Origin of the sequence: Micromonospora sp. NPDC049240 (genome assembly GCF_040647835.1) — a bacterium.
Lineage (GTDB): Bacteria > Actinomycetota > Actinomycetes > Mycobacteriales > Micromonosporaceae > Micromonospora.
The window spans coordinates 100,143-122,285 of record NZ_JBEZCX010000018.1 but is presented as its reverse complement, the minus strand read 5'-3'; the positions used below and the strand labels follow the sequence as shown (position 1 = coordinate 122,285).

The window sequence follows — 22,143 nt, the reverse complement described above, 5'->3', positions numbered from 1 at the left end:
CTCCCTAGGGGTTGAGGGTGAAGGGTCGGAAGGTGCGCGGCCCGTAGAGCCGCACCAGCACCTCGTCGAGTTCGCGGAGCAGCCGCCAGGCGTCGTCCGGCCGGGCGGTCAGCGCGGGTTGCCGGCAGCCGGCCGCGAACGCGCGCAGCTCGCGCGGCGCGCGGTCGGCCATCAGCCAGGTCAGGCAGCGGGCCGCCAGCGCGATGTCGGTGCCGGGGCCGCAGGGCCGCTTCCCGGTGACCTCCGGCGGGTACCAGTCGGCCATGCCGGTGACCAGTGCCGGCACCAGCCCGCCGGGCTCGGTGGAGAAGCACCAGTCGACGAGCACCAGGCCGTGTGCGTTCGGCTCGATCAGCACGTTCCGGGGAAGCACCGCGCCGTGCACCACGCCGGCCCGGTGGGCCAGGCCGAGCGCGACCAGCAGCCGTCGCCACATCCAGGCCGCGTCGCGCGGGTCGACCCCGTCCGGGTACGCCCGGCGCACGTCCTCCAGGCTGTGCAGCCCGGGGACCGTCTCCAGTTCGTTGACCAGCAGTTCCGCGCCGGTCGCCGGGTCACGCACCGGGTAGGAGTCGACCAGCCGGGGCACGTACGCCAGGTGGCGGGCGTCTCCCCGCGCGGCGATCAGTCGCAGCGCGCGTGCCTCGCGGGCCATCAGGTCGTTGTCGCTCGGATGCTGCGGTGCCTTGAGCTGCCGGTGAGAGGGGAGCCCTGCTCTACCGGAGGCGTTAAGCGGGGGCCCTTCCTTGCACCTCATCGGATTGACTCCTCGCGGGCGGGGCGCAGCAGGGCGGGGTGGAGGAGGCGGGCGTCGCCCGGGCGGTAGAGCTTGGCGCGGGGGCCGCCGCGTGCGCCGCCGCGCTCGGTGCTGGCGCCGGTGCTCTCCACGAAGCCCGGCACGGAGAGCACCTTGCGGTGGAAGTTGCCGGCGTGCAGCGGGTGTCCCCAGACCGTCTCGTAGACCGCGCGCAGCTCGGTGACGGTGAACTCGGGGGCGAGGAACCGGGTGGCCAGCGGCGTGTACTCCAGCTTGGAGCGGGCCCGCTCCAACCCGTCGTCGATGATCCGGCCGTGGTCGAAGGCGAGCTGCCGGCTGGTCAGCGCCGTCACCGGCAGCCAGATCGCCTCGTCGGCGTCGCTGTCGGCGACCGGGTCGGGCAGGTCGGGTGCGAACGCCAGGTGGGCGACGGAGACCACCCGCATGCGCGGGTCCCGGTCGGGTGCGCCGTAGCTGCCGAGCTGTTCCAGGTGCACCCGGCGCAGCCGTTCGCCGCCGAGCCCGGTCTCCTCGGCCAGCTCGCGTCGCGCGCCGGCGGCCAGGTCCTCGTCGGGGTGGACGAAGCCGCCGGGCAGCGCCCAGTGCCCCTCGTACGGCGGTGCGCCGCGGCGGATCAGCAGCAGGTGGAGCGCGTCCTCGCGGATGGTCAGCGCCACCACGTCGACGGTGACCGCGACCGCCGGGTAGTCGCGGGGGTCGTATCCGGCGAGGAAGTCCTGCTCGTTCACGGCGCTCACTCTCTCAGGTTGAGAACAACTCAATCTGAGAACAACTTAACGCACGAGAGAGGGGGCCGGCAAGCCCCCTCTCCTCAGCGGACGGTGCCGACCAGGTGCGGTCGTCCGTCCCGTGCGCCGTGCAGCCCGAAGTCCCAACCCGTGCCGTCGGCGGCGGCCCGGAACGCCACCGTGGACGGCAGCGGCACGGGCAGCTTGAACGCCACGTCCACGGTGTACTTCTCGGGCAGCCGGGCCTCCAACGCGGCCAGGCAACGCGCCTTGCTCCACATGCCGTGCGCGATCGGGCGCGGAAAGCCGAACAGCCGGGCGCCCAGCTTCGAGGTGTGGATCGGGTTGTGGTCGCCGGAGACCCGCGCGTAGTCCGTACCCACCCGCGGCGTCACCCGCCACTGCGCCGTGGTGGCCGGCGGCGCCGGGCGGTCACCCCGGTCGCGCCGCGGGCCACCGCCGGCCGCACGCTCCTTCCCGAGGTACGTCGACACACCGCGCCACACCTCCGTGTCGTCGATCGAGCCGACCAGCACCACGTCGAGCTGCCGGCCCCGCTCGTGCGGACGCAGGTTCTCCGCGTACGTGTGGAAGTCGACCGTCTCGCCGACCCGGACCGGTCGGTGCACGGTGATCCGGTTGGCCACGTGCACCACGCCGGTGAGCGGGATCGGGAAGTCGGCGGCGGTCATCAGCCGCAGCGACAGCGGGAACCCGAGCACGTGGAGGTACGTGGCCGGCAGCCGGTCGGCCAGCCGGAACCCGCAGACCCGGTCGTACGCGGCCAGGTGTGCCGGATCCACCGGCACCCCGGCGACGGTCAGCTCGACGGCCGGCAGCTCCCGCCCCCGCCGCCCGCCCAGGCCGGGCACCGCCCCCAGCAGCGCCCGCCGGTACAGCCCGCCGGTGGCCGGCAGCCGCCCCAGCGCCTCCTGGCGTCGCCCGCCCGGCTCCCCGCTCGGTTGATCATGAAGTTGGCGGCCTCGTGGATCTCCGGAAGTGCCGTCAACTTCATGATCGCCGGAGCGGGCCAGCGCGGCGGCGCGGGCCGAGGTGAGGTCCCGGGTGGGGCCCTCGATCAGGTCGGGCAGGGTCAGGTCCTCGCGGTCGTGGTCGTGGGGTGCCATCACGCCCCCAGCAGGCTCTGGCCGCAGACCCGGACCACGTTGCCGCTGACCGCGCCGGTCGCCGGCCAGGAGAGCCAGCCGATCGTCTCGGCCACGTCCACCGGCAGGCCGCCCTGGGCCATGCTGTTCATCCGGCGGCCCGCCTCCCGGATGGTCAGCGGGATGCGCGCGGTCAACCGGGTCTCGATGAACCCGGGCGCGACCGCGTTCAGGCTGATCCCGCGCTCGCGCAGCACCGGGGCCAGCGAGTCGACCAGACCGATCACGCCGGCCTTGCTGGTCGCGTAGTTGGTCTGCCCCCGGTTGCCGGCGATCCCGGCGATCGAGGAGACCGCGACGATCCGCCCGCCGGCCGGGATCAGGTCGCGTTCCAGCAGCACGTCGTTGATCCGTTCCTGGCTGGACAGGTTCACGTCGATCACCGAGTCCCAACGGTCGGCGTCCATCCGGCCGAGCGTCCTGTCCCGGGTGATGCCCGCGTTGTGCACCACCACGTCGACCCGACCGTGCCGGGACGCCAGGTGCTCGGCCAGCCGGGCCGGCGCGTCCGGCGCGGTCAGGTCGAGCTGCACGGCGCTGCCGCCGACGTCGTTGGCCACTGCGGCCAGCTCGTCGCCGGCCGCCGGCACGTCCAGCGCCACCACCCGGGCGCCGTCGCGGGCCAGCACCTTCGCCAGCGCCGCGCCGATGCCCCGGGCCGCGCCGGTGACCAGCACCACCTGCCCGTCCAGCGGCCGGTCCCAGTCGGCCGGCGCGACGGCGGTGCCGACGCCGACCCGGACGACCTGACCCGAGACGTACGCGGAGCGACCGGAGAGCAGGAAGCGCAGCGTGGACTCCAGGCTCACCGGCGTACTGGGGTCGCGGTGCCGGGTGACGTACACGATCTGGGCGGTGACGCCCCGGCCGAACTCCTTGCCGATGCTGCGGGTCAGCCCCTCCAGCGCGCGCTGGGCGGTCGCCTGCCGGGGCGAGTCGCACTCGGCCGGCGGCGTGCCCAGCACGATCACCCGACCGCTGGGCAGCAGCGACCGGGCCTGCGGGTGGAAGAAGTCGTAGAGCTGGCGCAGTTCGGTGGAGTCGGTGACGCCGCTGGCGTCGTACACCAGGGCGGCGAAGCGGCTGTCGGCGGCGGTGGCAGCCGGGTCGGCCAGCTCGACCCCGGCGGCGGCCAGGCGTTGGCGGACCGGCTCGGTGAGCTGGCCGCCGGTCGAGGAGCCGAGCAGGACCGGCCCGGGGACGAGCGGGTCGCCCGGCGTGTGCCGGCGCAGTCGGGGTGGGTCGGGCAGCCCGAGGCGCTTGACCAGCGCGCGACCGGCCCCCGTCTGGACGAAGCTCGCGTACCTGTCGGTCATGGGCGTAGCCTACTGGTGAGTAGGGTACGGGCAAAAGCTTCGAGGAGGCCGATCGTGCAGAGTGTCCGGCGGGTCGCGGTGGTCGGCGGCAACCGCATCCCCTTCGCCCGCTCCAATTCGCGCTACGCGCACGCGTCCAACGCCGACATGCTCGGCGCGGCGCTCGACGGGCTGGTCGCCCGGTTCGGGCTGGCCGGCGAGCGGCTCGGCGAGGTGGCTGCCGGCGCGGTGCTGAAGCACTCCCGGGACTTCAACCTCACCCGTGAGGTGGTGCTCGGCTCCCGCCTCGACCCGCACACCCCGGCGTACGACGTCCAGCAGGCGTGCGGCACCGGGCTGGAGGCCGCCATCGGTGTCGCCAACAAGATCGCCCTTGGGCAGATCGACGTCGGGGTGGCCGGGGGCGTGGACACCACCTCGGACGCGCCGCTGGCGGTCAACGAGGACCTGCGCCGCACGCTGATCCAGCTCAACTCCGCCCGGACCCTCGGCGAGCGGCTCAGGCTGGCCGCGAAGCTGCGCCCCCTCCAGCCGTTCAAGCCGGAGATCCCGCGTAACGCCGAGCCGCGTACCGGGCTGTCCATGGGCGAGCACGCCGCCCGGAGCGCGCTGCGCTGGAACATCGACCGGGCCGCCCAGGACGAGTTGGCGCTCCGCTCGCACCAGCGGCTCGCCGCCGCGTACGAGGACGGGTTCTTCGACGACCTGATCACCCCCTACCTGGGGTTGACCCGCGACCAGAACCTCCGCCCGGACACCTCCCTGGAGAAGCTCGGCTCGCTCAAGCCGATCTTCGGCACCACCGGCCCGGACGCCGACCGGGCGACCATGACCGCCGGCAACTCCTCGCCGCTCACCGACGGCGCGTCGACCGTGCTGCTGGCCTCGGAGGAGTGGGCGCGGGCGCACAACCTGCCGGTGCTCGCCTGGTTCGCCTGGTCCGAGACGGCCGCGGTCGACTTCGTGCACGGCGACGAAGGGCTGCTGATGGCCCCCGCGTACGCGGTGCCCCGGATGCTGTCGCGGGCCGGCCTCACGCTCCAGGACTTCGACTTCTACGAGATCCACGAGGCATTCGCCTCGCAGGTGCTGGCCACCCTGGCCGCCTGGGAGTCGCCGGAGTTCTGCAAGGAACGCCTCGGCCTGGACGCGCCGCTCGGCCCGATCGACCGGGACAGGCTGAACGTCAACGGCTCCTCGCTGGCCGCCGGGCACCCGTTCGCCGCCACCGGTGGCCGGATCGTCGCGTCGCTGGCCAAGCTGCTCGACCGGAAGGGGAGCGGACGCGGCCTGATCTCCATCTGCGCGGCCGGTGGGCAGGGCGTGACCGCGATCCTGGAGCGCTGAACAGGAGCAACACCCCGATCGGGTAGCAAAACGGACAAAGACTCACGTTAGGGGCCGAGAACCTCCCAGGATGGATCGCACTTATCCATCTCAAACTGGAGGTTCTCGGTGAAAAAACGTCATTGGTTGCTCGCTCTCGTCTCCGGGGCGGCATTCGTTCTCGTACCCGGCGCCGTCCAACCGGTCGGTGCGGTCGCCGCCACCACGCTCGCCGCCCGGACGGTCGCCCTCGCCCCGGCCGGCGACACGTCCGAACGACCGCAACCCTCACCCACGCAGAGCCTCTGCCGGCCGGGCACCCCGCCCACCGCGCCGCCGACCACCGAGTTCTACGACAACAACCCGATGCTCGGCCCGGCCACGCTGCCCACCGCCTCGCCGGTCGGACCGCTGCTCGCCGGCTACCAGCGGTTCGGGGCGCTGACCGAGAGCCAGTTCCTGGCGCAGTACACCACCGGGACTCCGGCGGCGTACGTCTACCCGCCGGCCAACGGGTTCGTCATCGCCCCGGACGGCCGCCCGCTCAAGCAGGCGCAGAGCCTGCTGGCCGGCTACCGGCTCGACCGCTTCGGCTTCACCGGTGGCGCGTTCCTCTCTCCGCTCGGCACGCCGTTCAGCTCGCGCGCGCTCACCCCGCAGAGCCTGAACACGCCGGCGAACGCGCCGCTGGCCAACTACCACGTCTACTGCGTGGTCAAGCCGTTCACGGTCGACTCCGGCCCGATCGCGTCGTGGTTCGCCCAGCCCGGCATGGGCACCCAGTTCCAGCTCAACCCCGCGTACCTGCCGCAGGCCGGGGCCACGCTGACCGTGCAGTGGCTGCTCGACAACGGTTTCCTGGTGGAAGAGGATCTGACCGCCGGGGTGTGAGCGCAGGCCCCGGCCTTGACACGGGACGGGAGGTCGGGTGTGGACCGGCACCAGGTACGCGCCGCGCTGCTGGCGGCCGGGCTGTCCCCGGACGCGTTCGCGCTGGAGGGCGTGCACGAACACGTGCCGGTCCCGCCCGACTTCTGGTTCCTGCGCCGCGCCCGCACCGGCGGCTGGGAGATCGGCGCCTACGAGCGCGGGACGTACGACGTCCGGCAGCGCTTCGACACCGAGGAGGAGGCGGGCGACGGGCTCTGGCGCGCGCTCACCGGCCGGCCGTCCCCGCCCTGACCGCCGGCGGGACAAGCCGGACGGTGGCGCCCTCGGGCAGACCGACCGAAGGCCCGACGTGCCACTCGTCGAAGCCCTGGAAACCGAGCTCCACGAGCCGCCGCGACACCTGCGCCGGACTGAGCCCGGTGATGTCGGAGCTGAGCACGAGGCGCTCAAGGGTGAGCGGCTCGGCCGGTTCCGTCCAGGGAGCGTGACCGTTGAGGGTCCGGCTGACGAGCACCGGGTCGTCAGCCGAGACGTACTCCGGCAGTGAGTGCTCGGATGTCGCGTGGCCGAGAGCACGGAGCCGTTCCGCGACCCGGGCCGGGGTGAGGCCGGTGCGGTGCGCCGCGGCAACGAGGTGGCCGACCGCTACCTCCAGGTCCGCGTCGAGCCAGGGGGGCTCACTGTCCAGCTGTACGCTGAGAATGATCAGATCCGCCGACGTGACGTCGTCGGGCGGCAGGTCCGGCCGGGTGGTGAGGCCGAAGCCCTGGAGCCGTTCGTGCACCTGGGCGTGGGTGAGCCCGGTGCGTCTCGCGCCGAGCAGGACGTGGCCCGGAGGGACGGTCCTCGTCCCGTCCAGCCAGGGCGTGTCTCCGTCCAGGTCGCGACTGAGCAGGCCGACGTCCGTGAAAGTGACGGCGGTCGGGAGCATCACCGCCGGAATGGTGAAGCCGTACTCCGCGAGCCGCGACGCCACCTCGGCGGGAGTCACCCCGAGTCGGGTCGCCGCGGTCACGAGGTGGGAGGGTAGGACGGTGGCCTCCGGGTCCAGCCACGGATCCCGCCCGTCGAGATCCTGACTGAGGAGCACGAGATCGTTCTCGGCCGGGGCGTCGGGAAATTGCTGTCCGACGAGCCGGTAACCGAGTTGCTGTAGCCGTTCGGCGGCCCGGCGCGGGCTCAGCTCGCTGCGGGAGGCCGCCTCGGCCACCGCGTGCGAGGGTAGGGGCTCTGCCGTGTCCAGCATCACGTCGAAGCTGGGAGAGCCGTACCGGCGACCCCGAGGGCCGGGGCGGTCGGTCGAGAGCTTGACCGACGGTACGCGGGGTGCGGCGCTCGGCAGGTCGTCGGCTTCCCAGACCAGCTTCATCTCCACCTCGGCTGGCAGACTGCTGGGCGGCGGGACCACGGCGACGTACCCGAGCCGACGTAGCCGGCCGACGACCTCCTCCGCCGGGGTACCGGCCACGAACGCGGCGACGACGACATGCCCACCGGAGACGGCCTGGTCGGGCGGGAGCCACGGCCGCTGGCCGTTCATCCGGACGCTCGCGACGACGTAGTCGATCATGTCCAGGTCACCGGTCGGAGCGTCACGTACGGTGAAGCCGAGCCGGCGGAGCCGATCGGCGGCCACGTCGGCGGCGATGCCCGCCTCCACCGCCGCTGCCATGACGTGCGGGACCGCCACCTCATCGGCCTGGTCCAACCACGGCTCCCGCCCGTCGAGGTCTTGGCTCAGCAGCAGCCGGTCGATCGGGCTCGACAGATCGGGCAGATCGTGCCGAGGCGCTGGAAAACCCAGTTCGACGAGTCGCTCGACAACCGCCGGAAGGGAAGGGCCGGGATTGGTCGCCCTCGCGATGAGGTGACCGATCGGGAGTGGCTGGGCCGGATCGAGCGAGCGTCTGTTGCCGTCGGTCCGGGTGAGCAGGGAGTCGCTCGGTCTCGCCCGGACGATCCCTCCGTGGGCCACCGTCAGCTCGGGGCCGTAGAGGCCGGCGGCGATCCATGCGACCAGGCGCCAGATTCCGTCCGGCTGGGTCAGTTCGGTGAGATCTGCGGCTTCCCCTCCGGGGCGGGTTGTTGCCGGCGGGTTGAGGCGGAACACCGGCACTCCCGCGTCGGGCGGATAGCAGCCGACGGTGCGGAGCTCGTCCACCAGCGGGCTTCCGGGCCAGGACGTCCGACCCGCCCGCAGCGCCAACTCGAACACCGCATCCGCCACCAGCGGTACGCGCGTGGCGAGTTCCGAGAGCCAGGCGTGGTTGAACAGTGGACTGTCGGCGGCACCGGCGGCTTCGGCCGCATTCTTGAGGAGTTCGGTCACCTGCTGCGACTCGTCGTCCAACAGCTGTGTCCGGTTGACCGACAGCCGTGGCGCGCGCGTGCCGTACAGGTTGACCACGGCGGTGATGTCCGATGCCTCGACCCAGATGCCGTCCACCAGGATTGCGCCGGAACGATCGCACCACCACACCGGATGAGGCTCCGAGCCGATCACGACCGGGTCCCGGCGTGACGGGACGGCGACGTCTTCGCTCGACTCCAGCGGTTCGGCGGCACCCAACGGGGCGATCGACGACAGCCGGCGCGGTTCCCACCGCAGGGCCTCACCGTCGAGTGTCACGGTGGTCCGGAACTCCGCCACCCAGAGGAGCCGCCGCAGGAAGTTCGCGCTGGAGAGATTTTCGGTGTCGCTCCGGAGATAGAGCCGGACCCTCGTACCGGCATCCTGTCCCAACCCGGTCTCCCGGATGCGGAACAGGTTGCCCGGTCCGGCGATGGACACCCAGAGGCGGCTGCCGCGACGCCCCTCCTGGCCGAATCGGCAGGTCTCCACCGTGATCTCGTCGGCGAGCATGAAGTAGCTCAGGACGCCGACCCCGAAGCGGCTGTTCGGGAAGAAGTCGATGGGCGGCGCCAGGCGTGCCCACCGCGACTGCTCCTCCACGAACTCGGACGTCTCGACGAAGCGGGTGCCGGCCTGCGAGAACACGTCGGTCAGTTCGCGGACCCCCATGCCCACGCCGTTGTCCGAGCACTCCAGGTAGGCGCGGCCCTGCTCGTCCCGGCCCTGGACGAAGTCGATCCGGCCCTCCCACGGGGACACGGCCCCGCCGGTACGCCTGACGTACTCGTTCCGGGCGGCTCGGTAGCGGCACGCGTCGAGCGCGTTCTGGTACAGCTCCCGGACGGCCAGGAGCGGATCGCCGTAGAGCTGCTCGCCCATGAGCAGTTCCTGGATCCGGTCCTCGGCGAGGTGGAACCGCACGCCGGCGGACTGGTAGGCCCGCCCCTCCGGCCCCTCGCTCGGGCGGACCTGGTCCGCCGAGGCGTGTGCCGGCAGGGCCGAGAGCGTTTGGAGATGGGTGTCCTCGGCGGCGCCGTCCTGGATCTCGACCAGGAGCGTGTCGAAGAACTCGACGTGGGCCCGCAGGGCGATCTCGATGGCCGGGTGGGCGCAGGTGGTGCGCAGCACCCGCACCGGCCCGCGGGATTCCCACTCCACCGCGTCGATGGAGGCGTGCAGTTCGTCAGGTGACACCGGATCGCTGATCCCCATGTGCTCGACGACCACCTCGGGCAGCGCGGCGGCCTCGATGGCCATGGCGCGTCCCGCAGCCAGGAGGTAGGCGACCAGGCGCTCCCGTACCGGTTGTTCGTCGGCGGTTCCCGCGCCGACCGTGCAACGACTCCGGAGCCGTCCGGGCCGGTCGGTACGGGTGAGGAAGCCCGGGCCGCCGCGCAGGCTCCTGATCAGCTCGATCACCCGGGGCTCCTCGAAGACCCGCGCGGACAGGTGCAGGGACGCGACGCCGAGCGGAATCAGCTCGGCGACGTCACGGTCGGACGACCGGGTCAGGGACTGCCGGGCGATCCAGCGGTGCAGCAACCACCAGCCGATCTGCCCGGCGACGTCCGGGTTCTGCGCCTGGCCGTTCAGGCGGCGCCACAGCCGCGGAAAGCTCTGCGCGAAGCGCCGGTAGGAGTCGCTGTCGGGATCGGGCTGCTCGGGCGCGGGCCAGTTGGCCGGATCGACGTGGGCGGCTCGGGCAGCGCGCAGCGCCCACCACGTGTCGTACAGATAGGGGCCGGCGACCAGCAGCGCGGCCTCGGCCGCGGAGAGGCGCAGCTCGTCGGCGGAGGTCGCGCCGGGGTAGGCGAGGAGGTTCGCCAGGAACTCGACCCGACGACTGATGCGCGTGGCGAGGTCCGGCTCGTGCCACGGATCGTGCGTCAGCGCCCGTGCGGCGTCCCGGCGTAGGCGCACCACGTGCTCGACCAGGCTGATGGTGGAGGACCGTAGCTCCTCGCTGACCAGGGATGGCGAGACCAGGTCCCAGGCCCGGTGGGACTGCGCCTGGGCCACCCAGTCGAACGACCGTTGCGTCGCCCGGCGCGACGACAGCGGGAAGGGGGTGATCTCCGCACCGTCCGGATGGACGAGGGCGGTCTGGGGCCGCCGGTCGTGGACAGCCGCCAGCTCCCGCATCTGCTCGTTGACCGCGGTGACGAGATCGTCCAGTGTCCGGCCGGCCTGACCGTTGACCAGGATCTGCTGGAGAGCCCGGGAGAAGATGCTGAAGGAATCTCCGGTACCGGGAACGAACTGGGCCTTCTCCCCGGGCCCGCAGGCGAACAGAAAGGCGACGCGCTGCCGCGCCACGTGGCTGATCCGCCCGGTGCTCCACCGCTGTAGCTCCACCGCCATGGACTGCTGGTCGAACCCCTCCCGGCAGGCGTCCACCACGAAGAGCACCTGCCCGGCGCGGCTGCGCTCCAGCGCACCGGCCCAGTAGGTGAGCGGCACCATCGACTCCCGCAGCGGGATCCGCAGATCGGCCTCGGACGGCACCAGGTAGTCGACGCCCTCGGTGTGGGCGCCGTGCCCGCTCAGATAGACGAGCAGGCTGTCGTTCGGGCGGGCATCACCGAGGAACTGGCCCACCTCGGCGCAGATCTTCGGCCGGCTGAGCCGGCCACCGTCGAGCGTTCGGACGCGGTATCCGGTCTCCTCCAGGGCCACGCTCAGCGCACCGATGTCGTTCGGGACGAAGGGCAGCGGCACGATCTGCGGGTCGTCGTACTCCGCGACGCCGAGCAGGAGAGCGCGGAAGGCGGCCACGACGGCTACTCCCGGAAGGTCAGCGTGACCGTGCCCTTGGAGCCGATCTCGGTGGTGCCGACGAGGTTGAGACCGCCCTTGGCCGACACCTCGAAGCTGAACTGCGCCTCGGCGAGCCGGAGCCGCCCGGTCTCCTCGGTCACCTCGTCGAAGACCGTGCGCAGCGCGGCCACCGTGTGCCGGACGCTCTCCCGGAGCACGGCGATCGGGATGTTCCGGACCGCCACCTCCCGTTCGCCCCTGCGGAACAACCCCATGGTGTCCGGGTCGTCCGACACGTCCACGGACACCAGAAAGGGCAGAGTGTCGACATCGGTTACGGGTTGGGACATCGGGGACGCCTTCCCGGATCGAGGATCATTGACGGAGGGCGGACAGCATATCCGTGGAATTCGCGCCGGAGCGTGACTGTCGCATCGTCGACATCCCGCCGGAACGGCCGCCGGGACCGGCCTGGTGGCCGGCCTTCCGGGACGTACGAAAGAATGCGGTACGTGACGACGATCCCGAACGTGCTCGCCAACCGTTACGCCTCGCCCGAGCTGGTCGCCCTCTGGTCGCCGGAGGAGAAGGTGCGGATGGAGCGCCGGCTCTGGCTGGCGGTGCTCCGGGCCCAGCGGGACCTCGGCGTGCCGGTGCCGGACGGGGTGGTCGAGGCGTACGAGCGGGTCGTCGACGACGTCGACCTGGCTTCGATCGCCGCTCGCGAGCGGGTCACCCGGCACGACGTGAAGGCCCGGATCGAGGAGTTCAGCGCGCTCGCCGGGCACGAGCACGTGCACAAGGGGATGACCTCCCGGGACCTCACCGAGAACGTCGAGCAGCTCCAGATCCGGGCGTCGCTGGAGCTGATCCGGGACCGGCTGGTCGCCACGCTGACGCGGCTGGCCTGGCACGCGGGTGAATACTCCGGCCTGGTGATGACCGGCCGGTCGCACAACGTCGCCGCGCAGGCCACCACGCTGGGCAAGCGCTTCGCGTCCGCCGCGGAGGAGCTGCTGATCGCGTACGAGCGGCTGACGGACCTGATCGACCGCTACCCGCTGCGCGGGATCAAGGGGCCGGTGGGCACGGCCGCCGACCAGCTCGACCTCTTCGACGGCGACGCCGACAAGGTGGCCGAGCTGGAGCGCCGGGTGGCCGGGCACCTGGGGTTCGCCCGGGTGCTGGACAGCGTCGGGCAGGTCTACCCGCGTTCGCTGGACTTCGACGTGCTCTCCGCGCTGGCGCAGGTGGCCGCCGCGCCGTCGTCGCTGGCCACCACGATCCGGCTGATGGTCGGGCAGGAGTTGGTCACCGAGGGCTTCAAGCCGGGGCAGGTCGGCTCCAGCGCGATGCCGCACAAGATGAACACCCGCTCCTCGGAGCGGGTGAACGGCTTCGCCGTGATCATCCGGGGTTACCTGTCGATGGTCGGCGAGCTGGCCGGTGACCAGTGGAACGAGGGGGACGTCTCCTGTTCCGTGGTGCGGCGGGTGGCGCTGCCGGACGCGTTCTTCGCCGCCGACGGCCTGTTCCAGACGTTCCTGACCGTGCTTGACGAGTTCGGCCCGTACCCGGCGGTGATCAACCGGGAGCTGGAGCGCTTCCTGCCGTTCCTGGCCACCACGAAGATCCTGGTCGCCGCCGTGCGGCGGGGCGTCGGTCGGGAGGTCGCCCACGAGGTGATCAAGGAACACGCGGTGGCCGTGGCGCTGGCCATGCGGGAGCAGGGCGCGCCGGAGAACGACCTGTTCGACCGCCTGGCCGCCGACGGCCGCCTCGGCCTGACCCGGGCCGAGATCGACGCGCTGGTCGCCGACCGCAACGCCTTCGTCGGCGCCGCCGAGACCCAGGTGTCCCACCTGGTGGCCCGCGTCACCAAGATCGTCCAGTCCCACCCCGAGGCCGCCGCCTACTCGCCGCCCCCCATCCTCTGACACCACCCGTTCGCCGCATCACCGGATGGGTCAGGGGCCGGTGGGGGTTTCGGCGGCCGTCGACAGGTTGGGGGCGCTGGCCGGCTCGGCGATGCCGCCGGGGGCGCTGGCGATCTCCGGGTCGTGGGCCGTCTCGGCGGCGATCATCGGCTGGTCGGGCGGCATGACGTCGGGCATCTTCGGCGCGACGATCACCGCGGTGCCGTAGGCGCAGATCTCCATCCACATCTCGCCGCAGTCGCGGCTGTCGAAACGCATCCCGATCACCGCGTTCGCGCCGAGCCGCTGGGCCTCCTCACCCAGTCGGGCCACCGAGTCGGTCCGCCACCGGGTGAGGTTGTCCGGGGCCATCGGGTCGTAGGCGCCACCGCGCAGGTTCTTGACCCCCTCGCGGTACGGGTTGCGGGTCCTCGCCATCGAGGAGACCACTTCGCCGAGGATCTGGCGGATCTCGTAGCCGGGCAGTTGATCCGTCGTCACGACCAGCACGGTTTCGATGCTGTCAGCCGCCGGCGGAGGCGTTCGGGTGCCGTGGGCACCCGATCGGATGCTGCAAAACGGCGCGGCGCGGACGGCCGGGGCGACTCCCGGCCATCCGCGCCGCTTCGGCACCAACCGTCAGACACCGGCCACCGAGGTGATCCAGGACCGGTTGTACGCGACGCTGCCGTAGTTCTGGATGCTGGAGCCGTCGGCGGTGGAGGCCACGCCCACCTGCCGGCCGTTGTAGAACTGCGGGCCGCCCGAGTCACCCCGCCACGCGTTGCCGTTGATCCGGGTGCTCCGGATCGCCTGGCCGCCGTACGCGTCGGTGACGTTGGTGCTGGTCACCTGGACGTTGGCGGTCTTGAGCTGGGGCGACGCGCCGCAGCCGCTGTAGCAGGTCATGCCCCAGCCGTAGATCGAGTTGGTGGAGCCGACCGGCGGGTTGCTGCTGGCCAGCGACACCGCGGAGGTGCTGACCGTGCTGGAGAGCCGGAGCAGGGCCAGGTCGTTGCGGGTGTAGGAGGCGCTCACGCTGCGGGTGACGCCGCCCGAGGCGTAGTAGACGCTGCCGACCCGTACCGACATGGTGCCGCTGACGCAGTGCCGGGCGGTGAGCACCCACTGGGACGCGATCACGCTGCCGGAGCAGGTGAACGAGCCGTTGCTGAAGACGGCCGCGGCCCACGGCGCGGACGAGACGGTGTTGCCGCCGATGATCGGCTGCGGACCGGCCGGTGCGGCACCGGCGCCGGATGCGGTGGCCAGCACGCCGGCGAGCGCGGTGGTCAGCACCGCGAGCAGGGGACGGAGGCGCATGTCGGGGCTCCTTCTGCGCGACACCCGGGATCCCCGGGTGCGGATCGGTGCCCGCCGGGCGGGGTGGGCCGGCGGGAGACATCGATCACTCACATCGACATCTGACGATGCATGCTACGGCCGGGGCGAGTCCCGTCACAAGACGTGAATCGGATTGACTCGATGTCTCGGGGCGTGCCGGCCCGCTGTCGGAAAACCGGCCCCGTTCGCCCGGCGGTGGGACGTGAAATGCCTGGTGAGAGCCGTTGCCCCGGCCTCTGGGCGGAGGCGCTGCGCAACGAATACGTATCGACGCCGCAACGAACGCGCAACGGTCTCCCGGGTCCCGCCGTCCACCGCTCGAACTGGCCCCGGCCGGTGCGGGTCGGGCGGTATCTGCCAGGTAGGCTGGCTGCGCTCGGCCGTTTGTGGGCCGGCACCCAACTGCGTACACAGTCAGGAGTGCCCAGTGCCTCGCGTCGTCGTCGACGTCATGCTCAAGCCCGAGATCCTCGATCCGCAGGGCCAGGCCGTCGCAAACGCACTGCCCCGGCTCGGCGTCGGTGACGTCGCCTCGGTCCGGATCGGCAGGCGGATCGAGATCGAGTTCACCGGCGAACCGGACCTGGACCGGGCCCGCGAGATCGCCGACAAGCTGCTCGCCAACCCGGTCATCGAGGACTTCACGGTCCGCGTGGTCGAGGCCGACGAGACCGCGGGCGCGCACTCGTGACCGCCCGGGTCGGTGTGGTGACCTTCCCCGGCTCGCTCGACGACGGGGACGCGGCCCGGGCCGTCCGGATCGCCGGCGCCGAGCCGGTCCGGCTCTGGCACGGCGACCCGGACCTGCACGGCGTGGACGCCGTCGTCCTGCCCGGCGGCTTCTCCTACGGCGACTACCTGCGCTGTGGCGCCATCGCCCGGTTCGCGCCGGTGATGGAGACGATCGTGGACGCCGCCCGTGGCGGCCTGCCGGTGCTGGGCATCTGCAACGGCTTCCAGATCCTCTGCGAGGCGCATCTGTTGCCCGGGGCGCTCACCCGCAACCAGCACCTGCACTTCCGCAACCGGGACCAGGTCCTCCGGATCGAGGCCACCGGCACCGCCTGGACCAACACGTTCCAGCCGGGCCAGGAGGTGCTCATCCCGGTCAAGAACGGCGAGGGCTGCTACGTCGCCGACGCCGCCACGCTGGACCGGCTGGAGGCCGAGGGCCGCGTCGTGGCCCGATACGTCGGTGGCAACCCCAACGGTTCGCAGCGCGACATCGCCGCGATCACCAACGAGGCCGGCAACGTCGTCGGCATCATGCCGCATCCCGAGCACGCGGTGGAGGCGCTCACCGGTCCCTCCCTGGACGGCCTCGGCTTCTTCACCTCGGTGCTCAAGCACCTGGTGGGAGCCCCGGCGTGACCATCGGTCGGCTCACCCGCCGTCCCGACGGCGAGCGCAGCAAGGAGACGTCATGACCATCCATCCGGACCCGGCCCTGCGGGAGCCGCAGGGCGTGGCGCCGCAGGCCGGCCCGACCGACGACTGGGCGCCGGGCGTGGACACCGTGCCGCAGGCCGCCGGCACGCCGGAGGAGCTTCAGCCGTACGCCGAACTCGGCCTGCGCGACGACGAGTACGACCGGATCCGGCAGATCCTCGGCCGCCGGCCGACCCAGGCCGAGCTGGCCATGTACTCGATCATGTGGAGCGAGCACTGCTCCTACAAGTCGAGCAAGGTGCACCTGCGTCAGTTCGGGGAGAAGGCGCCGCCGAGCGACCGGCTGCTCGCCGGCATCGGGGAGAACGCCGGCGTGGTCCGGGTCTCCGACGAGCTGGCGGTGACCTTCAAGGTCGAGTCGCACAACCACCCGAGCTTCGTCGAGCCGTACCAGGGCGCGGCGACCGGTGTCGGCGGCATCGTCCGCGACATCCTCGCCATGGGCGCCCGCCCGGTGGCCGTGATGGACCCGCTGCGCTTCGGCGCGGCCGACCACCCGGACACCGCCCGCGTGCTGCCCGGCGTGGTGGCCGGCGTCGGCGGCTACGGCAACTGCCTCGGCCTGCCCAACATCGGCGGCGAGGTGGTCTTCGACCCCTGCTACCAGGGCAACCCGCTGGTCAACGCGCTCTGCCTGGGCGTGCTGCCGGTCGACCGGCTCCAGAAGAAGGACGCCACCGGCCCCGGCAACGTGGTGGTGCTGATGGGCGCCCGGACCGGCCGCGACGGCATCGGCGGCGTGTCGGTGCTGGCCAGCGCCACCTTCGACGAGGGCAGCGAGCAGCGCCGCCCGTCCGTGCAGGTGGGCGACCCGTTCATGGAGAAGCTGCTCATCGAGGCGTGCCTGGAGCTGTACGACGCCGAACTGGTCGTCGGCATCCAGGACCTCGGTGGCGCCGGCCTGACCTGCGCGCTGACCGAGACCGCCGCCTCCGCCGGCACCGGCATGCGGGTGTGGCTGGAGCGGGTGCCGCTGCGCGAGCCCTCGATGGAGCCGCACGAGATCCTGGCCAGCGAGTCCCAGGAGCGGATGCTGCTGGTCGTCACGCCGGAGAAGCTGGAGGCGGTGCTCAAGACCGCCGAGAAGTGGGGCGTCTGGGCCACCGCCATCGGCGAGGTCACCGCGCCGTCGCCGGACGGCCGGCCGGGCCGGCTGGTCATCACCTGGCGCGACCAGCTCGTGGTGGACGTGCCGCCGGGCTCGCTCGTCGACGACGGGCCGGTCTACGCCCGTCCGATGCGGGAGCCGGCCGACCTGATCCTGCTCCAGGCCGACCGGGCCGAGACGCTGCCCCGCCCGAGCACCCCGGACGCGCTCCGGGAGACCGTGCTGCGCATGATCGCGTCGCCCAACCTGGCCGACAAGACCTGGGTGACCGAGCAGTACGACAGGTACGTGCTCGGCAACACCGTGCTCGCCCAGCCGGAGGACTCCGGCGTGATCCGGATCGACGAGCGCAGCGGCCTCGGTGTCGCGCTCTCCGTCGACGGCAACGGCCGGTACGCGCGCCTCGACCCGTACCACGGGACGAAGCTGGCGCTGGCCGAGGCGTACCGGAACGTGGCGGTGACCGGCGCGAAGCCGATCGCGGTGACCAACTGCCTCAACTTCGGCTCGCCGGAGGACCCGGGCGTGATGTGGCAGTTCGCCGAGGCCGTACGCGGCCTGGCGGACGGCTGCCTGGAGCTGGGCATCCCGGTGACCGGCGGCAACGTCAGCTTCTACAACCAGACCGGCGCGGCGGCCATCCACCCGACCCCGGTGGTCGGCGTGCTGGGCATCCTCGACGACGTCGCCGCGCGGGTGCCGATGGGCTTCGTGCCGCGGTCGGCCGGCGACCACGACCAGCTCTTCCTGCTGGGCGAGACGCACGTCGAGCTGTCCGGCTCGGAGTGGGCCTGGGTGACCCACGAGCACCTGGGCGGCATCCCGCCGCAGGTGGACCTGGCCCGCGAGCGGCAGCTCGGCGAGCTGCTGGCCGAGGCGGCCCGGGTGGGGCACGTCAGCTCGGCGCACGACCTCTCCGACGGCGGCCTGGCGCAGAGCCTGGTCGAGTCCAGCCTGCGTCGCGGCGTCGGTGCCCGGGTCACCCTGCCGGAGCACTTCGCCGACGGCTCGATGCCGTTCGTGTTCCTGTTCAGCGAGTCCGCCGGCCGGGTGCTGGTGTCGGTGCCGCGCGGGCACGAGAAGGCGTTCACCGCCCTCTGCGCCGAGCGCGGGGTGCCGTGGGAGTACATCGGCGTGACCGACCCGGCCGGTGGCGCGCTGGAGGTGCGCGGCCAGTTCCGGATCGGCCTGGACGAGCTGCGTGAGGCGCACGGCGCGACGCTGCCGCGCCTGTTCGGCGACGCCGAGGCGCCGCGGGTGGAGGTGGCGGCGACCCGTACCGGCACCACCACCGTGCTGCCGGCCACCGCCGAGCAGCCGGTGGGGGTGGATCCGGCCCGGGTCGACGCGGAGCCCATCGCCCGGACGGCCCCGGACGCGGAAGCGCCGGCGCCGTCGGGCGGCCCGACGCGGGCGGACGCGGGCACCGGGTCCGCCCCGGCCCGGGAGGTCTCGCCCGAGGCCGGAGCCGGCTCGCCCGATTCCGGAGCCGGCTCGCCCGCAGCCGGGGACGCGCCGCCGACCGGTCCGACCGCGACGGCGGCCGGCACCGACTCCGCCGACCCGTCGCGGGGCGACACCGGGTCGTCCGGGTCGCTTCCGGCGCGGGCCGAGCCGCAGTCCGGCGGGTCCGCTCCGGCGCGCGTCGATGACGAGCCGGCCGGGCCGGCCACGGCACGGGCCGAGGCGTCCCCGGCGGAGGTCACCGGGCCGCCGTCCGACTCCACCCCGGGCGATGTCCGCCCGGCTGCCGGTGAGCCGGACCAGCGCTGAGGTCACGAACGTGGGCGTCTTCACGCAGCCCGGTGCCGGCGCCCGATTCGACTGGGGCCTGACCGGAGCGGCGGAACTCGGCCGGGTCTGCGCCGTCCTGGTGGTGGTGGACGTCCTGTCGTTCACCACCGCCGTGGAGGTGGCGGTGAGCCGCGGCTCACGGGTGCACCCGTTCCCGTGGGGCGAGCAGGCGGCCGAGTACGCCCGCCGGGTCGGCGCCGTCGCCGCGGTGGGCCGCCGGCAGACGACCCCGGAGCATCCGTGGTCGCTCTCCCCGGCGGCGCTGCGGACCGCACCTGTGGTCGCCGACCTGGTGCTGCCGTCGCCCAACGGCTCGGCGATCAGCGCCGCGGCGAGCGCCACCGGGATGCCGGTGGTGGCGGCGTGCCTGCGTAACGCACGCGCTGTCGGGCGATGGCTCCGCCACCAGGGGTACGGCACGAACGACGCCGCCGTGGGCGTGGTGGCGGCCGGTGAGCGCTGGCCGGACGGGTCGCTGCGCCCCAGCGTGGAGGACCAGCTCGGGGCCGCCTGCGTGCTGGACGCCCTGGCCGGCGTGCCGGGTGGCCTCTCGGTGGAGGCGGCCATGGCGCTGGCGGCACTCGCCAGCACGCCCGACGTGCCGGCGGCGGTGCGGGGTTGCGTCTCCGGCCGGGAGCTGGCCGAGGGCGGGTTCGCCGAGGATGTCGAGGTCGCCGCCGAGATCGGTGTCTCCGACGTGGTGCCGGTGCTCCGCCAGGGTTACTTCGCCCCCGCCTGAGAGCTTCCGCCGCAGATCTTTGGGCCGATGGACCGCCGCTGGCGGGAGCATCAGGGCCGTGCCGGCGCTTTGGTGACCTGACGAGCGTGGCCGCCCGGCGGGTGCCGGACGGCCACGGGTGGCGCGGAGAACGCGGGTCAGTCGTCCAGCCAGTCGAGGCGTCGCCCGCCCCGATCCGGCGTACCGTCCGCACGGCCCCGACCGGACTGCGCCGAATCGTCGGGGTAGCCGGCCTGGTTGTCGTAGCCGGGACCGCGCTGCTGCGGCGGCTCCTGACCGTAGCCGCCCTGCTGGCCGTACCCGCCGCGCTGGTCGTAGCCGCCCTGCTGGTCGTAGCCGCCCTGCTGATGACCGCCGTCGTAACCGCCGGGGGCGTTGCCGTAGGCCGCGCCGGCCTGGCCGCCGTCGTAGCCGCCCGGCTGCCGGCCGTCGTAGCCGCCACCCTGGTGGCTGCCGTAGCCGCCGGTCGGGGCGTCGCCGTAGCCGCCCGGCTGCCGGCCGCCGTCGTAGCCACCGGTGGGCGCGTCGGCGTAGCCGCTGGCCGGCCGGCTGTCGCCGTAGCCCGGGGCGTCGCCGTAGCCGCCGGTGGGGGCGTCGCCGTAGCCACCCCCCGCCGGCGCACCGCCGTAGCCGCCGGTGGGCGCGTCGCCGTAGCCGCCACCCGGCCGGCTGTCGCCGTAGCCGGGGGCGTCGCCGTAGCCGCCCTGCTGCCGGCCGCCGTCGTAGCCGCCGGCGGGGTTGCCGTCGTAGCCGCTGCCCGACGCGGCCCCGTAGCCAGCCCCGGCGCCGTAGCCGTCGGCCTGCTCCGCACCCCGGCCGTACTGACCCGGGCCGGGCTGGTCGTAGCCCCGACCCTGCTCCGGCTGGTAGGTGCTGGTCGGATACGGGTCGGCCGCCGGCGCGTACTGGGTGCTGTCGCCGGTGTAGCGGCCGGTGGGCTCGTCGAAACGCTCGTTGGTGTACCCGCCGCCGCCCTGGGCCGCGCCGTAGCCGGCCGCGCCGGCAGCACCGGCCGCGTAGTCGGGGCTGCCGTAGCCGGCGCCGGAGGACGGGCCGTTGCCGTAGCCGCCGCCCGAGGAGGGCGCGTTGCCGTAGCCGTTGCCGGCACCCGAGGAGGGCGCGTTGCCGTAGCCGTAGCCGCCCTGACCGGGGGCGTCGTCGCCGTAGCCGTAGCCGGCCTGCCCCGCCCCGACGCCGTACGCGGGCCCGGGGGGCGCGCCGTACGGGTCCGGCGGGACGTCGTCCACCACCGGGCGCTGGAGCATGGTCGGCGCCTCGCTCATCGCGGCACCCCCGACCATGGTCGGAGCCGGCCCGGCGCCCATGCCGTTGACCACCCGGGTCTGGTCGTCCACGCCCCGGTAGGCACCGTGGGCCGCGGGGATCGCGCCCGCCGCGCCGCCGCCGGGACCACCCGGACCGGCCGGTCCGTCGGGACCGTCGCCGTCGCCCTCGTCGTTCTTGCGGCGCATGTAGAGCAGCACGATGGTGCCCACGCCGACGGCGACGAAGAGCCCGCCGAGCAGGATGAGCAGCCAGTTGCCGAAGCCGCCGGAGTCCTCGCTGGCGGACGGCTGCTGGGCGGCCGGGGCCTCGGTGGCCGGGCCCTCGGTGGCCTCCTCCTCGGTGACCTCCTCGGACGGCGGGGCGGACTCGCTGGCGGACGGCGTCGCGCTCGGGCTCGCCGACGCCTTGAGCGCCACGCCGATCCGGACGCCGGTCACGGACTGGCCGGCGGCGGCGTTGATCGACTTGGCGCTCGGGGTCGCGCCGTCCGCGGAGGCGCCCAGGTCGATCCGGCCCGGCGCGATCGGGTTGTCGGCGGAGCCGCCGAAACTGAAGTTGCCACTGCCGTTCGTGTTCGTCCGGCGTTCCTTGCCGGCGCTGTCGCGCAGCATGACGAGTGCGCCGGAGATCGGCTCACCGTTGGAGTCGACCACCTTGCCGGAGACCGTCTTGACGGTCTGGGGCTGCTGCGGGGGCGGCGGCGCGGCCTTGCCCTTGACGGTGAGGTTGAAGTTGCCGGTCGCCGCGTCGGACTTGTCCGGCCGCACCTGCACGGTCACCGAGCCGTTGGCGTCCCCGGCGTTGTCGTTCGCACGGATGGTGAGCAGCTGCGTCTGCGTCTTGGGCATCGGGTTGCCCGGCGCGAAGTTGACCTGGCCGCAGCCGGAGACGCAACTGACGCCGGAGGGCAGGCCGGTGAGGTCGATCTGCGCGTTCTGGTCGCCCTCGCCGGGAGTGACCCGGACGGTCACTGTGGTGTCGCTGCCGGCGTTGACCGTGACCGAGCCCGGCGAGACGCTGACGTCAGCCGCGAGGGCGGGTGTGGCGGGGACGGTGAGCAGGGCGCCGAAGATCAGCGCTACGACCACACCGGCCCGATGCTGCCAGGCACGTCGGTGTGTGGACACGTCCACCGCCTTCCGGGTCTGATCTTCCCGCCGGCCGGTCCGGCCGGGTTGATCACTCACGGTA

Annotated in this window: 16 protein-coding genes and 1 pseudogene; 8 read left to right on the top strand and 9 right to left on the bottom strand. The window is 73.1% G+C overall.

Annotated elements, in window-relative coordinates:
* Nucleotides 1-4: 4 nt before the first annotated feature.
* From AB0B02_RS25450 to AB0B02_RS25435, 4 genes are all read right to left on the bottom strand, one after another.
* A complete protein-coding gene (locus AB0B02_RS25450) occupies nt 5-655 on the bottom strand; it encodes a serine/threonine protein kinase (protein WP_357304206.1) in 651 nt (216 codons plus the stop codon).
* 98 nt (nt 656-753) lie between these two features.
* A complete protein-coding gene (locus AB0B02_RS25445) occupies nt 754-1,506 on the bottom strand; it encodes an NUDIX domain-containing protein (protein ID WP_107158027.1) in 753 nt (250 codons plus the stop codon).
* A gap of 83 nt (nt 1,507-1,589) precedes the next feature.
* Nucleotides 1,590-2,633: a MaoC/PaaZ C-terminal domain-containing protein gene (locus tag AB0B02_RS25440; protein ID WP_357304241.1), complete on the bottom strand. Its 1,044-nt coding sequence runs from the start codon at nt 2,631-2,633 to the stop codon at nt 1,590-1,592.
* A complete protein-coding gene (locus AB0B02_RS25435; RefSeq protein ID WP_357304203.1) occupies nt 2,633-3,988 on the bottom strand; it encodes a 3-oxoacyl-ACP reductase in 1,356 nt (451 codons plus the stop codon). The genes AB0B02_RS25440 and AB0B02_RS25435 overlap by 1 nt, the downstream gene beginning before the upstream one ends.
* Before the next feature lie 54 nt (nt 3,989-4,042).
* On the opposite strand from AB0B02_RS25435, the gene AB0B02_RS25430 reads away from it, so the two are divergent.
* From AB0B02_RS25430 to AB0B02_RS25420, 3 genes are all read left to right on the top strand, one after another.
* Nucleotides 4,043-5,335 carry an acetyl-CoA C-acetyltransferase gene (locus AB0B02_RS25430; protein ID WP_281933583.1) on the top strand — a complete coding sequence of 431 codons (1,293 nt, stop codon included), beginning with the start codon at nt 4,043-4,045 and terminating at the stop codon, nt 5,333-5,335.
* A gap of 126 nt (nt 5,336-5,461) precedes the next feature.
* Nucleotides 5,462-6,205 (top strand): TNT domain-containing protein, encoded by a 744-nt coding sequence (locus tag AB0B02_RS25425; protein WP_357304200.1) that lies wholly within the window; start codon nt 5,462-5,464, stop codon nt 6,203-6,205.
* Nucleotides 6,206-6,244: 39 nt separating this feature from the next.
* On the top strand, nt 6,245-6,496 hold the full coding sequence (locus AB0B02_RS25420) for a hypothetical protein (RefSeq protein WP_281933579.1): 252 nt from the start codon (nt 6,245-6,247) through the stop codon (nt 6,494-6,496).
* Here AB0B02_RS25420 and AB0B02_RS25415 read toward each other — a convergent pair.
* Nucleotides 6,471-11,333, bottom strand: coding sequence for a caspase family protein (locus tag AB0B02_RS25415; protein ID WP_357304196.1), 4,863 nt, complete (start codon nt 11,331-11,333; stop codon nt 6,471-6,473). The genes AB0B02_RS25420 and AB0B02_RS25415 overlap by 26 nt on opposite strands.
* A 5-nt stretch (nt 11,334-11,338) precedes the next feature.
* Entirely contained in the window at nt 11,339-11,665 is a 327-nt protein-coding gene (locus tag AB0B02_RS25410) for a hypothetical protein (RefSeq protein WP_281933575.1), read from the bottom strand.
* Nucleotides 11,666-11,827: 162 nt separating this feature from the next.
* On the opposite strand from AB0B02_RS25410, the gene purB reads away from it, so the two are divergent.
* Nucleotides 11,828-13,252 (top strand): adenylosuccinate lyase, encoded by a 1,425-nt coding sequence (gene purB / locus AB0B02_RS25405; protein ID WP_281933574.1) that lies wholly within the window; start codon nt 11,828-11,830, stop codon nt 13,250-13,252.
* Between the two features lie 30 nt (nt 13,253-13,282).
* Here purB and AB0B02_RS25400 read toward each other — a convergent pair whose 3' ends face one another.
* Together AB0B02_RS25400 and AB0B02_RS25395 are read right to left on the bottom strand one after the other, a co-directional pair.
* Nucleotides 13,283-13,864, bottom strand: a complete 582-nt coding sequence (locus AB0B02_RS25400) for a YbjQ family protein (RefSeq protein WP_357304192.1) — start codon at nt 13,862-13,864, stop codon at nt 13,283-13,285.
* 6 nt (nt 13,865-13,870) lie between these two features.
* The gene (locus tag AB0B02_RS25395; RefSeq protein ID WP_281933570.1) at nt 13,871-14,554 is read right to left on the bottom strand and encodes a DUF1986 domain-containing protein; all 684 of its coding nucleotides are present in this window, start codon (nt 14,552-14,554) and stop codon (nt 13,871-13,873) included.
* A 448-nt stretch (nt 14,555-15,002) separates the two neighbouring features.
* Between AB0B02_RS25395 and purS the strand changes: the two genes are divergently transcribed.
* The 4 genes and pseudogenes from purS to AB0B02_RS25375 all read left to right on the top strand — a co-directional run bounded on the left by purS (nt 15,003) and on the right by AB0B02_RS25375 (nt 19,665).
* The gene (gene purS, locus AB0B02_RS25390; RefSeq protein WP_281933568.1) at nt 15,003-15,266 is read left to right on the top strand and encodes a phosphoribosylformylglycinamidine synthase subunit PurS; all 264 of its coding nucleotides are present in this window, start codon (nt 15,003-15,005) and stop codon (nt 15,264-15,266) included.
* Complete coding sequence (gene purQ, locus AB0B02_RS25385) at nt 15,263-15,946, top strand: phosphoribosylformylglycinamidine synthase subunit PurQ (RefSeq protein WP_281933566.1); 684 nt, start codon at nt 15,263-15,265, stop codon at nt 15,944-15,946. Before purS ends, purQ begins: the two co-directional genes overlap by 4 nt.
* Before the next feature lie 52 nt (nt 15,947-15,998).
* A pseudogene (gene purL / locus AB0B02_RS25380) lies at nt 15,999-18,380 on the top strand (phosphoribosylformylglycinamidine synthase subunit PurL); the annotation flags it as partial.
* Nucleotides 18,381-18,867: 487 nt separating this feature from the next.
* Nucleotides 18,868-19,665 (top strand): 2-phosphosulfolactate phosphatase, encoded by a 798-nt coding sequence (locus AB0B02_RS25375; protein WP_281933563.1) that lies wholly within the window; start codon nt 18,868-18,870, stop codon nt 19,663-19,665.
* A 137-nt stretch (nt 19,666-19,802) separates the two neighbouring features.
* Here AB0B02_RS25375 and AB0B02_RS25370 read toward each other — a convergent pair whose 3' ends face one another.
* Nucleotides 19,803-22,079, bottom strand: coding sequence for a carboxypeptidase regulatory-like domain-containing protein (locus AB0B02_RS25370; RefSeq protein ID WP_357304186.1), 2,277 nt, complete (start codon nt 22,077-22,079; stop codon nt 19,803-19,805).
* Nucleotides 22,080-22,143: the final 64 nt, after the last annotated feature.